Consider the following 14,022-nt stretch of genomic DNA (forward strand, 5'->3'; position numbering starts at 1 on the left):
ACGGTTGTGTCATCGGCCCCATCGTTCGGGTGGACTTCCACGCATCCGCCGACCCGGGCCGGTACGGGTTTTTACCTCTCCACCTACCCGGCCCCTGCGACGTGCTGTCCGCGGGTGCTGGTGGTCCGGTCCGTTCCGGCCGCGGTCTCGACCCACCGCGTCCGGCTTCAGTGTGCGACCGTACCCCCGGGAACCGGTGCGGTCGCACCGTACCGAGTCGCCGGTCCGGCTCGCGTCCGGACCGCGCGCTCGAACGTCTCAGACCGCGCGCTCGAACACCAGTCCGACGGTCGTCCCGTCGCGTTCGAGCGTCTCGCTCAACCGCCAGCCCTCGCTCGCGTACTCGTTGACGACGGCGTCGAAGTCGCCCACGTCGCGGCCCTGCGGGTCCGTCTCGTGTGTCGTGTAGACGTACTGCTGGTCGGACATACCGGAACGAGGGACGCCGGACGGAAAAGCCCACTACCGGTCCAGCGCCGTCGGGTCCGCGAACAGCCGTCGCTCGTCGACCACGAACTCGCGGTCGATGTCGGCGACGGCGGTCCGGCCCGTCAGCCCCATCGTGAGGTCCAGATCGGCGAGGACGTTCTCACAGACCGCCTCGACGCCGTTTGCCCCGTCGACGGCCAGCCCGTAGACGTACGGCCGGCCGAGACAGACCGCGTCCGCGCCGAGCGCGACCGCGACCAGCGCCTCCGCGCCGCGGCGGATGCCCGAGTCGAAGAGCACGTCCGCGCCGGTGTCCTCGAGCGCCGCGGCGACCGCCGGGAGCGCCTCCAGCGCCGAGACCGCGCCGTCGACCTGCCGGCCGCCGTGGTTCGAGACGATCACGCCGTCCGCGCCGTGGTCGACTGCCCGCCGGGCGTCGTCGGGGTGGAGCAGCCCCTTCACCACGATGGGGAGGTCGGTCTGCTCGCGGAGCCAGTCGAGGTCGTCCCACGTCAGCGAGGGGTCGCCGAAGGCGTCGAGGAACGTCTGGATGGCGCCGAACTCGTTGTCCTCGGGCGGCTGGTCCAGCAACTCGCGGAAGGCGTCGTCGGTGAAGTAGTTCGCGACGCCCTTGCCGTCCAGTTGCGGGACGTAGCCCTTCTGGAGGTCCCGCTCCTTCCAGCCCGGGACCGGCGTGTCGACGGTGACGACGACGGCGTCGTAGCCCGCCGCCTCGGCGCGGTCGAGGAAGCTCTCGGCGACCGACCGCTCCGACGACCAGTACAGCTGGAACCACTTCGGCGTCTCCCCCAGTTCCTCGGCCACGTCCTCCATCGTCTCCGAGGAGACCGACGAGAGGACCATCGGCACGCCGGCCTCGCGGGCGCCCTCGGCGGTCGCCAGTTCCGCGTCCTCGTGGGCGATGGACTGGATGCCGATGGGCGCGAGCATGAGCGGGACCGGGAGCTCCTGCCCGCAGACCTCGACGGAGAGGTCCCGCTCGCTCACGTCCCGGAGGAACCGGGGGACGATCCGCCAGCGGTCGAAGGCCCGGCGGTTGCGGCCCACGGTGTTTTCCCCGCCCGCGCCGCCGGCGACGTAGTCCGCCGCCGTGTCGTCCATGACTTCGAGGGCCGCCTCCTCCAGGGCCTCGAAACTGATGGGCACGTCCGGCTCCACGCCGGCCGCACCGTTGACGAAGATCTCGCGCTGGCGCCGTTCCCCGACGTTGCCGTCCTCGGCATCGCTCATGTGCGTCCGTGAGGACCCGTCCCACAAAAAGCCAGAGGCGGACGGCGGCCGGGACCCACGAGGTGGCGCCCGGATCAGACGTCACCGGCACGGAACCGCCGGTAGCCAAGCGCCAGCGGCCCGAGCGCCCACACGAGGAGGATCACGGCTCCCATCCACCAGCCGACGTACAGCGGCGCGTCGGGGGCGATGTACTGGCTCGCCGCCTCGATGTCGAACCCGAGTCGGAGGAGCCGGTAGTAGGCTTCCCCGGGCTGGAGCAGGCGAAAGAGCAGCGCCCAGTCCGGGAGGTTCTGCAGCACCTGGACCTCCCCGCGGTGGAGAAGGACCATGATCAGCGAGTGAAAACTCCCGTAGAACGAGACGAGAAAGAGGTACGCGCCGACGGCGGCCATCGTGAGCCGGCGGTCGGTGAAGTCGGCGGCCGAGAGCGCGACCGCGACGCCGACGAACGCGGCTCCATAGAGCGCCGTCGCGAGCAGGAACCACGGGAACACCAGCGCGCCGTCGGTCCCGTAGCGGACGGCGGCGACGACGCTCGCGACGGTCAGGACGGCGAGCGTCGGCACGAGCAACACGACGGTCCGGCCGACGAAGGTGCCGGCGATGACGTCCCGGCGGCTGTGGGGCAGCGAGAGGGTGAGAAAGAGGGCGCCGCTGTCGCGGTCGGCCGCGACCGACTTGTACCCCAGCAGCAGGGCGATGATAGGCACGAGGCTCACGACCGCCTGCGCCTGCCGGTCGAGGAAGGCGACGAACGTCGGGTCCCCCACGAAGCCGTGAGCGAACGCGTAGCCGACGAACAGCAGCGCCAGCAGGGCGGTGAGCACCCACGCCGCCCGCGACCGGGCGGCGTCGGCGACGTTCTTCCGCGCGATGGTGCGCCAGCTCACGCCAGATCACTCCCGGCGAAGCGACGGAAGGCCAGTTCCATCGGGACCACGACCCAGGCGGCGAGCAGGACGAGCGCGACCCACGGCCCGAGATACCAGGGCCCGTCGACGCTCGCGCTCGGGTCGACGAGGCCGGTCGTCGCCCGCTCGAAGGCGTTACCCGGCGTGAGCCCCGTCACGAACCGCACCGGTGCGGGCAGGTCGCCGTCGACGGCACCGACCGTGTTCAGCCCGAGTTCGAGCACTTCGACGGCCGGGTCCCAGACGAGGACGAACAGGAAAAAGAGGGTGAACGCGAGCACCAGCGCGCGTCGTCTGGTGGCGACGGTGAAGGAGACGGCGATGCCCAGTCCGGTCCAGATCGCGCCGAAGACGACCGACAGGCAGACGAAGAGGACGAACCGCGGGAGCGCGAGCTCGCCGAAGGGGTAGACGACGAGCCAGCCGGCGACGACCATCGCGGCGACGACGGTCGCGGCCACGAGCCCGACCCGGCTAACTGCGGTGCCGAGAAGGAGGTCCCGGCGGCTGTGGGGCAGAGAGAGCGACAGCCGGATCGCCCCGGACTCGCGGTCGGTGACGACGGCGTTGTACCCGAGCAGGAGCCCCACGAGCGGGACGACGGTGGTGAGCCAGCCGACGGCGAAGCCGCCGAAGCGGGCGGTCGTGTACGGCGGCGTCCCCGCCAGCGGGTACATGTAGCCCGCGAGGACGATCACGAAGGCGAGCAGGCCGAGCAGGAGCCGCACCGAACGCTCGCCGACGGTCGTCCGGCCGTCGTGGCGTGCGACGACCGACCACGTCATCGCCCGCCCCCGGTGTACTCGACGAACATGTCCTCCAGGGAGGCCTCCTCGGTGCGGAAGTTCACCACCTCGACGCCGGCGTCCCGGAGCGCGACGAGGATGTCCATCTTCGCGTCGTTCGTGCAGGTCACCTCGATGGTCGGGCCGTCCTCGGCGACGGCGGTCTCGACCCCCTCGATCCGCCGAATCTTCGACAGCGTCCCGTTCTCCAGCCGATCCGGTTCGATGACGAGTTTGGTCCCGCCGCCGAGCGACTCCCGCAGGCCCTGGATGGTGTCGACGGCGACGAGTTCGCCCGCCTGGAGGATGCCCACGCGGTCACAGACCGCCTCGACCTGTTCGAGGATGTGCGAGGAGAAAAAGACCGTCGCGCCGCGGTCGTTTTCCTCCTTGAGGATGCGGCGCATCTCCGCGGCACCGTTGGGGTCCAGCCCGGTCGTCGGCTCGTCCAGCAGGAGGAGGTCAGGCTGGCCGGCCAGCGCCATCCCGAGGATCAGCCGCTGGGCCATCCCCTTCGAGTAGCCGCCGGCCTTCCGGTCGGCGACGGCGGCGATACCGACCCGATCCAGTATCTCCATCGGGTCGTCGTCGGCCCCCTTCGACCGGATGGCGTACTCGACGTGCTGGCGGCCGGTGAGCCGATCGAACACCGAATACCCCTCCGGGAGGACGCCGATGTGCTCCCGGACCGCGACGCTCTCGCGCTGGCAGTCCCGGCCGAAGATCTCGACCGACCCCGAGGACGGTTTCGCGAAGTCGAGCAGGATGTTCAGGAACGTCGACTTCCCGGCCCCGTTGGGCCCGAGGAAGCCGAAGGTCTCCCCCTCCGCGACCGAGAGGTCGACACGGTCCAGCGCGTGGACCGCGCCGTACCGCTTCGATACGCCCGTGGCGTCGATAGCCGTCATACCCGTCACTCGTCGGGGCGGCTACATAAACCGGACAGCGGGGTTTCCCGGCCGGACACGCCCCCGAAGATTCATGTACGTCCGACCGCTGTCCACCGGTTTCCCCCCCGGGCGACCGCCGCAGTCCGGTCCCGACTTCTGTACATATTTATATATTGGGGGAGAGGTTCCGGGTCGGAATCCGCCGGTTCCGTTTTATTCCGGTGTGGGCAGGAGGTGCGAGCGGAATGGTCCCCGACACCCTTCGCACTGCCACGGTGGCGGTGCTTTTCAGCGCGCTGGTCGTTTTCTCCGGTATCGGCACCGGAGCGGCGGCCATCGCCGACGGATCGACGGATGCGGAACAGCACGCAACGACGCCCGCGGACGCGACAGACGGCGCGGCCGACGACGACGCGAACGACTCGGCACCGCCCGCCGGTGGCGAGGTCGTCGAGCGCTTCCGGGAGCGTCTCGGCTCGCTAGAGACGGCCGTGATGACCGTCGAGACGAACGTGACGGTCGACGGGGATCGGACGACGTCCACCGAGCAGCGGACGTGGGTCGACTACGAGAACGACCGGCTCCGGAGCGAGACCGAGACCGACCGGACCGAGACCATCACCGTCCGTAACGAGAGCTGGACGGTGACCTACGACGTGGAGAACGAACGGGTCCATCGGTTCGAGAACGACGGCGAGGCCGGCCCGCGGACGACCGTCGACCGACTGCTCAACGGTAGCGACCTCGGCTACGAGGGCCGCGAGCGTCTCGACGGCGAGGCGACCTACCGACTGAGCGTCGAGCCGACGAACACGGGCTCGATGTCCGGGTCCGTCGACGCGACCGTCTGGGTCGACACGGAGACGTACTTTCCCGAGGCGGCCCACGTCGAGACCGACAGCGAGAGCTTCGACTACGAGATGGACGCCCAGTTCCGGAACGTCACGCTGAACGCCTCCATCCCAGCGGACCGGTTCACCATCGACGTTCCCGAGGACGCCGAGGTACCTGACTACTCGACGCCGGAGCGAACGACCTACGACTCGCTGTCGGCCCTCCGGAACGGGACGAACCGCTCGGTCCCCGACCCGGACGTGCCCGCGGCGTTCGACTTCGAGGAGGGGACCGTCGTCGAGGGTGACGACTACCACGCGATCACACTCCGGTACACCGACGGCGACGAGCGTCTCCACGTCTCGAAACGGCCCGCCATCGACTACGACTACGGCGAGAGCGACAGGTACGAGGCGGCCTCGGTCGGCAACCACACCGCCTACTACACCGAGTTCGAGTACAACGAGACCACCACGTCGGTCCTCGTGCTCCCCTGTGCGGACACCACGTACAGCCTCTTCGGCGACCTCTCGAGAGAGGAGAGCGTCGACCTGGCCGAATCGCTGGCCTGCGAGTGACTGCCGCGCGGTAGCCGCCCCACCGCGCCACCCCGCCACTTACTCCACCAGGTCGTCGAACAGCCCCCCCAGTCGCTCGCGCGCGGCGTCGTCGATGCCGCCCTGCGGGAGCGTCAGCGGCGAGACGCTGATCCGGTCGTCGAGCAGTGCCTGCCGGTCGGTCCCCTCGTCGTCGGGCAGGTCGCCGCTGACCATCTCCGCCCACAGGGGGTTGTGGATGCTGAACCGGCCGTCCGCGAGGTCGGCGTGCATATCGTAGCGGTCGGTCGGGGCCGTGACCGCCACGCCCGCGAGCGGGCGCTCCGGCCGCGGGACGTTGACGTTCAGGTAGTCGGCCGTCCCGAAGGCGTCGCCCTCGACGGCGCGGGCGACCGCCTCGCGCCCGACCCGGGCGGCCCGCTCGAAGTCCGCCGGGGCGAGATTCTCGCGGTCCATCCCGAGGACGTCCATCGAGACGGCGACGCCGGGGACGCCCAGCGAGGCCGCTTCCCACGCGGCGCTGGCGGTGCCCGACCGCGGGAGGACGTGGACGCCGAGGTTCGCGCCGGCGTTACAGCCGGCGACGACGATGTCGGGGTCGAACGCGCCGACGCCGAGGATGACACAGTCACAGGGCGTCCCGTGGACGGCGTAGCCGAGGTCGTGCTCCTCGTGGGGAATCTCCACCGTGAACGGGTCGGCGTCGCCCTCGCCCAGTCCCGTGGCGCCGCCGCCGTCCCGGTCCGGTCCCATCCGGCCGTAGGAGAGGCCGCGGCCGACGGCGCTCTGGTTCGTGGCCGGCGCGACCACGGTCACGTCGCCCAGGTCGGCGAGCGCGTCGGCGAGCGCCCGCAGGCCGGGCGCGTCGATGCCGTCGTCGTTGGTGAGCAGTATCTTCACCGGTCGGTCCCTCCCGTGTCGGCCGCGATCCGTCGAGTGCCCGTCATCGTCGGTGGGACGGAGCGCCGGCGGGATAAGTGGTGCTACCGCGCCCCGGACGGACGGTTGATGCCCGTCGAGGCCTTACGAGGGCCATGTCCGACGACTATCCCGTGGCGGACCTGCCGACCCCGGACCCGACGTACGGGCCCGGGGACGCTGTTGCGCTCCAGTTGGACGCGCTCGCCACCAACGACGAGCCGCGGGCGAACGCGGGCGTGCTGACGGCCTACAACTTCGCCTCGCCGGCGAACCGGCGGGCGACCGGGCCGCGGGACCGCTTCGTCCGCATGGTCGAGTCATCGCAGTACAGTCCGCTGATCGACCACGAGGAGGCGGTCCGTGGCCCCGTCGAGCGCGAGGGCAACGCCGCGACCCAGCGCGTGACCGTCACCGGCGAGGGCCGGACCGTGACCTACGAGTTCGGCGTCTCGCTGCAGGCGACCGGCGCGTTTCCGGACTGCTGGCAGACCGACCGCGTCGTCGTGGTCTAGAGGCCGTAGGGGTCGAAATCGGGCCTGGTGTCGGCGCCGCGCGGACAGTCGTAGGCCTCGCGGAAGCGGTCGGGGAGGGCCACGGCGTCGTCGGTGAACAGCAGGGCAACGCCGTAGGGGGCCGAGTACGCCTCCGCGTCCGGCGGGTCGGGGTCGAGAAAGAGCGCCTCGGCGGCCGGCTCGCCCATCTCCGGCAGGTCCATCAGGAGCGATTCGAGCGGGAGGAGGCCGGTCAGGACGTTCGGGACGAACGCGCCCTCGGGGAGGTGTGCGCGGGGCTGGACACAGCAGACCCCGACCGCAGTCCCGTCCTCCCGCAGGACCACACACGTCGGCTCCTCGGTGCCGGGCGTCCAGAGGTCCCGGGCGGCCTCGGGCGGCGTCACGTCGGTCGCGAAGGCCATGTCCACGCGGTCGCGTCGGTCGAGGTCGGTCAGCCGCCAGGGTTCGTCCTCCCGCCCGGGGTCGCCGGTCAGCGTCGCCGCGACCAGATCGCCGGTCCGGAGGTCGTCGACCGCCGGCTGGAGGGCGTCGTAGCCGGACTGGTAGACGGTGTACAGCGTCGGCGTGTCGACGGCCTGGAAGTTGTAGTGTGGCACGGAGTCGACGACGCGGTAGACGCGAAAGCGGCCGGACCGGTCTGTCATACGATGGCTCGGGGCCGAACCGTCCTGTAGCCACCGGTCGTGGTACCGCTCGTGACCCGTCGGGCCGCCGACACACAGGCTTTTGCGACCGTCGGCCGTCTAGGAAACGATGTCAGAGACCATGCGTGCAGCGGTGGTACCGGAAGCCGGCGGCGAGTTCGAGGTCGTCGAGCGCGACGTGCCCGACCCCGGACCGACGGAAGTTCGGGTCGCGGTCGAGGCCTGTGGCATCTGCCACAGCGACGAGTTCGTCAAGGAAGGGACCTATCCGGGCGTGAGCTATCCCCGGATTCCCGGCCACGAGATCGCGGGCCGGATCGACGCCGTCGGCGCGGACGTGACCGCCTGGAGCGAGGGCGACCGCGTCGGTGCCGGCTGGCACGGCGGCCACTGTTTCACCTGTGATCCCTGCCGCCGCGGTAACTTCCTCGGGTGTGAGAACGGCGAGATCACCGGCCTCACCTTCGACGGCGGCTACGCCGAGTACGCGACCGTCCCCGCGGAGGCGCTGGCGGCCATCCCGGACGACCTGGACGCCGTCGACGCCGCGCCCCTGCTCTGTGCCGGGATCACCACCTACAACGCCCTGCGCAACAGCGACGCGCGGGCTGGCGACCTCGTCGCCGTCCTCGGGATCGGCGGGCTCGGTCACCTCGGCGTCCAGTACGCCCACGCCGCCGGCTTCGAGACGGTCGCGATCTCGCGCAGTCCCGACAAGGAACCGCTGGCCCGCGACCTCGGCGCGGACCACTTCGTGAACGCCGCCGACACCGACCCCGCCGAGGAGTTACAGGCCCTCGGCGGCGCGCAGGTCGTCCTCACGACCGCACCCGCGAGCGACGCCGTCGCGTCGGTCGTCGAGGGGATCGGCACCGACGGATCGGTGATCGTCGTCGGCGTCCCCGGCGAGCAGGTGCCGGTGAACACACAGCATCTCGTCGGGACCCGCGGCGCCGTCGAGGGCTGGGGGTCGGGCCACGCCCGCGACTCACAGGACACCCTGGAGTTCAGCGCGCTCCGTGACGTGACCCCCGAGATCGAGCGGTTCCCGCTCGAAGACGTGGCCGAGGCCTACGACCGCATGATAGAGAACGAGGCGCGGTTCCGCGTGGTTCTGGAGCCGTAGCGCCGCCGCGCCTTTGTCCCTGCCGTCCCTGTCCGTGCCCGTGAGCCGACCGTACGGACCGGACGGTGACCGCGACCCGCCGGAGTGGGAGGTGTGGGCGTTCGCGCTCTCGTTTTTCGGCATGGCGCTGGCGGCGGCGGTCTACGCCCCGGGGCCGCTCTGGAAGGTCACGGCCACCGGCGTCTTCCTCGCGCTCGGCGTCGCCGTCGTCGAGGGGACGCGGGAAGACGGGGACGGCACGTGACTCAGCCGGCGAGCAGGTAGCTCCCGAGCGTCAGCACCGCGGCACCGGCGACGCCGACGGCCGCGTACACCGGTGCCGTCGCGAGCATCGGGCCGAGCGTGCCGACGAGCGCGAGAACGACGGCGTAGCCGACGAGGAGGGCCGCCGACAGCCCTGCGCCGCGGCGGTGGCCGCCCCAGAGGGCGACCCCGAGCGTGACCGCGGGCGGGACCAGCGGGTAGAGCGCCCGCCGGAAGATGCCGGTCTGTCCGTTCCCGAGGACGAGGTCGAGATCGAAGAGCACCCCGAGGACGACCACCAGGCCGACGAGGTTGACGCTGGTCAGCCAGGCACGCTCGTAGCGGGAGGGGGCGCGGGCGAGGCGTGCCCGCACGCGGTCGAGTGTGGACACGACGAGAGACAGGGCCGCGTGGCCGGTAGGCTTACCGGTAGTCGCCGAGTTCGCACTCGCTGGCCGGCGACTCGGAACAGGCGTACGCGACCGAGGAGCCGTCGACGGTCTCGGCGATCTCGACCGGTGCGGGCCCCGAGTCGGGTTCCTGCCCGCGGAGGACGTACACGCTCCGGATCGACTGGTGGTCACAGGCACGCGAGAGCGCCCTGCCGAGGCCGGTGTTCGCGTAACTGTTGCCCTCCAGTTCGCGGATGACCTCGGGCGGGTAGAAGGTCCCCGCGCGTTCGACGGCGGCGGAGTACCGCATCGTCGCCGCGTAGGCCAGTCTTGCCGCCGACGAGGGGGGCTGGTCGTACGCTGCACGGAACCGTTCGGTGAACGCGTTCGAGAATCGCTCGTCGCGGGTCCAGTGCCAATCGGCGGTGCCGTAGACACCGTCGATAGCGGACCCGGCGGTCTCGAGGAAGGTCCGGTCTATCAACGGGACCGCCAGCGTCGTGTCCGTGGCGAGCCCCATCTCGGTGGCTCGCCGGAGGACCTGCGCACCGCGATTCCCGAACTGCCCGAGGACCAGCACGTCGGTCTCGTTCTGTGGGATGGACTCGAGGAACGTAGTGTAGTCCTCGGTGCCGAGCGGCGTCGAGACGGTCTCGCCCGTCGTCCAGCCGCGGCCCTCGAACTGCCGGCGCACCGACTCCTGAACCGACTGCCCGTAGGCGTAGTCCGGGTAGAGGACCGAGAAGGTCCCGTCCTCGCCGAGTTCGTCGGTGAGCGTGGTCGCCAGCGCCGAGGCGCCCATCGACACCGTGTGCATCTCGCGGAAGCCGTACCTGGCACACTGCTCGCCGGTCAGGACCGGCGACTGCGTGAGCGCGGCCATGTACTGGACGCGCTCCTGCTGACAGACCTCCTGGATCGTGAACGCCGCTGCCGTCGACGCGCCGCCCGAGACGAGAAGCGCCTCGTCCCGGTCGATGAGTTCGGCCGCGGCCTGCCGGGCCTCGGCGGGGTCGGTCGCCGTGTCCCGCACGACCCCCTCGACGGTGTACCCGAGCACGCCGTCGCCCGAGAGGTCCGTCCAACTGTCGGCCCAGCCGCCCCCCTCGTTGAGGTGCTGGACCGCGAGTTCGTACCCCCGGCGTTCGGCCTCGCCGAGCGCGCTGAACGGCCCCGAGACCGGCACCGTGAAGCCGTACGTCACGGAGTCGCCCTCGACGGGGTAGTTCCCGAGCGGCGGGAAGTCATCGCCGCCTCGCTCGGCGGGCACCGTCGTGGTCGCGGTCGTCGCCGTCGGTTCCGGGGTCGTCTCGTCGGTCTCGATCTGGTCCGGGTCGTCCGCCTCCGTCTCGGCCCCGCCGTCGCCGCCACAGCCCGCGAGTCCCGCGCCGAATGCGGACCCGGCGGCCGCGAGGACGCGCCGTCGCGAGCGGCCGCGATCCGGCTCCTCGTCAGTCTCGTTCATATCACCACCTCTCGCCCCGCTGATACTTAAAGCTCGCCGCCGGACCGCGACCGGCGGCGACCATAGCAAGGCTTTCGCCCGTCGCGCCCAACTGGCTCACATGAGTTCAATCACGGCGGGGCGAACGCTCGACGCCGACGGCCAGCCCATCGACGGGACGGGGTTCACCGTCGACGCCGACGGCCCCATCGCCGACCTCCTCCGCGAGCGCGAGGGGCCCCTGACCTCCCACCCGACCCGGCCGTCGTGGGGGACGCTCCCGACGCCGGCCGACGGCGGCGATGGGATGACCGCACTCAGCGTCCTCGGTCCCGGCTACGCGGGCCCGCCGGAGCACTACCACGAGGTCAGCACCGAGCGCTTCGAAGTCGAGCACGGGACGGTCGCCTTCGACCTCGACGGGACCGAAAAGCGCGTCTCGGCCGGCGGGTCACTGACCGTGCCCACGGGGACCGTCCACGGCTTCCGCTGTCCCGAGGGCGGGATGGCGGCGATGCGCACCGAGATCGCGCCCCCGGGCCGCATCGGGCACGTCCTCCCGACGTTCGGCGGCCTCGCACACGACCCGTCGGTCGACGCCGACGACCGGTTCCAGCAGGCCGCGCTCCTGAAGCGACTGGAGGGCGACACCGTCTTCACGGAGACGGACCCGCGTATCGCGAAGCCGCTGGTCGACGCGCTCGCGCCGGTCGCGCGCCTGCGGGGTTATCGCGGCGGCTACGCCAAGTACAGCCAGCCCGCCTTCTGGGAGCGCCACGTCGAACAGCCCGACCTCTAGCTTTTGTCACCGGCGGCCCTATCGGGGGTATGCTCGGCGATCCGTGGCCGGAGGAACCGGACGACCCCTTCGAGGAGTACGCGCGACCGTTCCCCGAGTACGGGGAGCCGTCGCCGCCGCGCCACGCCGCCCGGATCGCGGCCCGGCAGTCGGGCGACGGGTCGACGACACCGCGCCAGCGCGCCGTCCAGACCGCCTACGTCGCCCTCCTGCCGCTCGTCCGGATCGGCATCTTCGCGCTCGCCTTCGGCGTGCTGTTGCTCGTCTTTCGCGGGCCCGGGCCGTCCGCGCGCTTTCTCACCATCCTTGGCGTCCTCAGCTGTCTCTACGGCGGGTATCGCTACCTGGTCTACCGGCAGGTGCTGACCGCGGCCGACCGCGAGCGCTGAGACCACGCCAAGAGCCAAGGCCTCCGGGCCGGTACGGCGGGGTAGATGGACGCGGACCTGGCCTTCGAGGAGGCCTTCGATATCGAGCGGGAACTGCGCGCCGTCGAGCGCGATCTCGCCGAGCAGCGACGGGCGGCGCGCGAGGAGCTGACCGAGGCCTTCCGCACGGCCAACGCCGAGACGCTCCACGACGCCGCCGAGCGGACCTACCCGCTCTCGACGCCCGAGAAGGAAGCCGTGCGGCGGGACTCGGTCGGGCCGGCGACGCTGTTCCCCGAACGCGAGGCCGACTACCGCGACCTCGCGGCCGACCAGCGCCGCGCCCGCCGGGAACTCGCGGCCTTCCACCGCGACGCCTTCGCCGCGCTCGGGGCGGCCGAGTCCTACGAACAGCGCCTCACCGAGACGCCCGACGATCTCGACGACCCGTACCTGGCCGCGCGGCTCCGGGACGGCGACGACGTGGTCGTCCTGCGGGTCGACAACCCCACCACCGAGGGGTACGCCTACCACGCCGCCGACGAGTACCCGCCGGCGGACGTGGAGAACGCCCTCCGGCTGTTCGAGACCATCGACGAGATCGCCGTCGACCGCATCGGCTTCCTGACCCACGACAACGCACTGCTCGACCACGGTGCCATCGACGGCGACGCCGACGAGGACCGCATCCGGGCCGCGCTCCGCGTCGAGATCCTCGACGCGCTCGAATCGCTCGACTACGAGTACGTCGAGCGCGAGGACAGCCCGCTTCTGACCTACGTCGAGACGGTCGACGAGCACGGCCTCGCGGACTGAACGCGGTGCGACGGTCCCGGGCCGTACACCGCGAGTGCGAGGTCCCGGGCCGTACACCGTGAGGCGGCGGTTCCGGACCGTCCTCCGCGGGCACCGCGTTCATGCCCGTCGATTCCCTACCAGCCACCGATGACGCTCTCGACGGCGCGGCGACGGGCGTACAGTTTCGGGGCGCTGACCGGCGCGTTCTCGGCGGTGGCGGTACTCGCACGCAGGGACGGACGGCGTGGGGCGTCGCTGGCGACCGCCGTCCTCGCGCTCGTCTGCGGTGCGCTCGCGGTCGGCTTCGAGGAGCGGGCCCAGGACTGAGCGGACCGGTCTTGTGGCTGGCGGCCCAACGACGGGTATGGAATCATCCGAAGTCGACACCGTGTTCGTCGCAGGCGCGAGCGGGGGGACCGGGCGGGAACTGCTCCGACTGCTGGGGCCGCGCGTCCCGACCGTCCGGGCGCTGACGCGCTCGCCGGAGAACGAGCGGGCGCTCCGGGCCGCGGGCGCGGACGAGGTGGTCGTCGACGACCTGCTGGCCCCGTCGGACCTGCCGGGTGCCCTCGACGGCGTCGACGCCGTCGTGAGCGCGGTCGGGTCGAGCGTGACCGACGTGCGCTCGGCGGGGCCGTTCGTCGACGGCGAGGGCGCACAGGCGTTGCTCGACGCGGCGGTCGAGACGGGCGTCGAGGCGTTCGTCATGGAGTCGGCGCTGGGCGTGGGCGACGAGCCCGCGAGTCCGCTGGCGGCGGCGTTCGACCTGTTCATCGGCCCGGTGCAGCGGGCGAAAGCCGAGACTGAGGCCGCCGTCCGGGACGCCCCGCTCAGACACACGATCCTCAGGCCGGGGATACTGACCGACGGCGCACGGACCGACGACGTGACCGTGGCCGAGCCGGGCGCGAAACTGTGGGGCGCGGTCGCCCGGGCGGACGTGGCTCGGCTGCTGGCCGCGGCGCCGGTGACGGAGGCGGCCGCGGACGCCACCTTCGAGGTCGTCGCGACGCCGGCGTTCCCCGACCGGGCGCTCGCCGTCGACTGGCGGCTCCCGGGCCGCGAGGGGACTCACGAGGGCGCGGTCCCGGTCACGGTCGCGGAGGACTGAG

The 14,022-nt window shown here is 71.5% G+C and carries 18 protein-coding genes; 9 read left to right on the top strand and 9 right to left on the bottom strand.

The window, feature by feature from the left end; all coding sequences use genetic code 11:
* Positions 1–258: 258 nt before the first annotated feature.
* The 5 genes from MUG96_RS18385 to MUG96_RS18405 form a co-directional block, all read right to left on the bottom strand.
* Positions 259–429, bottom strand: coding sequence for a DUF4177 domain-containing protein (locus MUG96_RS18385; protein ID WP_246985160.1), 171 nt, complete (start codon positions 427–429; stop codon positions 259–261).
* A 33-nt stretch (positions 430–462) separates the two neighbouring features.
* Positions 463–1,680, bottom strand: a complete 1,218-nt coding sequence (locus MUG96_RS18390; protein WP_246985162.1) for an alpha-hydroxy-acid oxidizing protein — start codon at positions 1,678–1,680, stop codon at positions 463–465.
* 74 nt (positions 1,681–1,754) lie between these two features.
* The gene (locus tag MUG96_RS18395; protein WP_246985164.1) at positions 1,755–2,573 is read right to left on the bottom strand and encodes an ABC transporter permease; all 819 of its coding nucleotides are present in this window, start codon (positions 2,571–2,573) and stop codon (positions 1,755–1,757) included.
* Positions 2,570–3,379 (bottom strand): ABC transporter permease subunit, encoded by an 810-nt coding sequence (locus MUG96_RS18400; RefSeq protein WP_246985166.1) that lies wholly within the window; start codon positions 3,377–3,379, stop codon positions 2,570–2,572. Before MUG96_RS18400 ends, MUG96_RS18395 begins: the two co-directional genes overlap by 4 nt.
* The gene (locus MUG96_RS18405) at positions 3,376–4,287 is read right to left on the bottom strand and encodes an ABC transporter ATP-binding protein (protein ID WP_246985168.1); all 912 of its coding nucleotides are present in this window, start codon (positions 4,285–4,287) and stop codon (positions 3,376–3,378) included. Before MUG96_RS18405 ends, MUG96_RS18400 begins: the two co-directional genes overlap by 4 nt.
* Before the next feature lie 227 nt (positions 4,288–4,514).
* On the opposite strand from MUG96_RS18405, the gene MUG96_RS18410 reads away from it, so the two are divergent.
* On the top strand, positions 4,515–5,681 hold the full coding sequence (locus MUG96_RS18410; RefSeq protein ID WP_246985171.1) for an outer membrane lipoprotein-sorting protein: 1,167 nt from the start codon (positions 4,515–4,517) through the stop codon (positions 5,679–5,681).
* A gap of 39 nt (positions 5,682–5,720) precedes the next feature.
* Here the strand turns inward: MUG96_RS18410 and surE are convergent, their stop codons facing one another.
* The gene (gene surE, locus MUG96_RS18415) at positions 5,721–6,560 is read right to left on the bottom strand and encodes a 5'/3'-nucleotidase SurE (RefSeq protein WP_246985172.1); all 840 of its coding nucleotides are present in this window, start codon (positions 6,558–6,560) and stop codon (positions 5,721–5,723) included.
* 134 nt (positions 6,561–6,694) lie between these two features.
* Between surE and MUG96_RS18420 the strand changes: the two genes are divergently transcribed.
* Complete coding sequence (locus MUG96_RS18420; protein ID WP_246985174.1) at positions 6,695–7,093, top strand: DUF4864 domain-containing protein; 399 nt, start codon at positions 6,695–6,697, stop codon at positions 7,091–7,093.
* Here the strand turns inward: MUG96_RS18420 and MUG96_RS18425 are convergent.
* The gene (locus MUG96_RS18425; RefSeq protein WP_246985177.1) at positions 7,090–7,740 is read right to left on the bottom strand and encodes a DUF6663 family protein; all 651 of its coding nucleotides are present in this window, start codon (positions 7,738–7,740) and stop codon (positions 7,090–7,092) included. The genes MUG96_RS18420 and MUG96_RS18425 overlap by 4 nt on opposite strands.
* Before the next feature lie 121 nt (positions 7,741–7,861).
* Here MUG96_RS18425 and MUG96_RS18430 point away from each other — a divergent pair, with 121 nt between their 5' ends.
* Complete coding sequence (locus MUG96_RS18430) at positions 7,862–8,866, top strand: alcohol dehydrogenase (protein WP_373222124.1); 1,005 nt, start codon at positions 7,862–7,864, stop codon at positions 8,864–8,866.
* A gap of 40 nt (positions 8,867–8,906) precedes the next feature.
* Positions 8,907–9,110 carry a hypothetical protein gene (locus MUG96_RS18435; RefSeq protein ID WP_246985181.1) on the top strand — a complete coding sequence of 68 codons (204 nt, stop codon included), beginning with the start codon at positions 8,907–8,909 and terminating at the stop codon, positions 9,108–9,110.
* Position 9,111: 1 nt separating this feature from the next.
* Here the strand turns inward: MUG96_RS18435 and MUG96_RS18440 are convergent, their stop codons facing one another.
* Together MUG96_RS18440 and MUG96_RS18445 are read right to left on the bottom strand one after the other, a co-directional pair.
* Positions 9,112–9,501, bottom strand: coding sequence for a hypothetical protein (locus MUG96_RS18440; protein WP_246985183.1), 390 nt, complete (start codon positions 9,499–9,501; stop codon positions 9,112–9,114).
* A gap of 31 nt (positions 9,502–9,532) precedes the next feature.
* Entirely contained in the window at positions 9,533–10,966 is a 1,434-nt protein-coding gene (locus MUG96_RS18445) for an ABC transporter substrate-binding protein (protein WP_246985185.1), read from the bottom strand.
* A gap of 100 nt (positions 10,967–11,066) precedes the next feature.
* Here MUG96_RS18445 and MUG96_RS18450 point away from each other — a divergent pair, with 100 nt between their 5' ends.
* From MUG96_RS18450 to MUG96_RS18470, 5 genes are all read left to right on the top strand, one after another.
* Positions 11,067–11,744 carry a cupin domain-containing protein gene (locus MUG96_RS18450; protein ID WP_246985187.1) on the top strand — a complete coding sequence of 226 codons (678 nt, stop codon included), beginning with the start codon at positions 11,067–11,069 and terminating at the stop codon, positions 11,742–11,744.
* Positions 11,745–11,773: 29 nt separating this feature from the next.
* Entirely contained in the window at positions 11,774–12,133 is a 360-nt protein-coding gene (locus tag MUG96_RS18455; RefSeq protein WP_246985189.1) for a DUF7322 domain-containing protein, read from the top strand.
* A gap of 45 nt (positions 12,134–12,178) precedes the next feature.
* Positions 12,179–12,928 carry a hypothetical protein gene (locus MUG96_RS18460; RefSeq protein WP_246985191.1) on the top strand — a complete coding sequence of 250 codons (750 nt, stop codon included), beginning with the start codon at positions 12,179–12,181 and terminating at the stop codon, positions 12,926–12,928.
* A 129-nt stretch (positions 12,929–13,057) separates the two neighbouring features.
* Entirely contained in the window at positions 13,058–13,237 is a 180-nt protein-coding gene (locus MUG96_RS18465) for a hypothetical protein (RefSeq protein WP_246985193.1), read from the top strand.
* Between the two features lie 37 nt (positions 13,238–13,274).
* On the top strand, positions 13,275–14,021 hold the full coding sequence (locus tag MUG96_RS18470) for an SDR family oxidoreductase (protein ID WP_246985195.1): 747 nt from the start codon (positions 13,275–13,277) through the stop codon (positions 14,019–14,021).
* The last annotated feature ends 1 nt before the right edge of the window (position 14,022 follow it).

Source organism: Halorientalis marina, assembly GCF_023028345.1.
In the GTDB taxonomy this organism is placed as follows: domain Archaea; phylum Halobacteriota; class Halobacteria; order Halobacteriales; family Haloarculaceae; genus Halorientalis; species Halorientalis marina.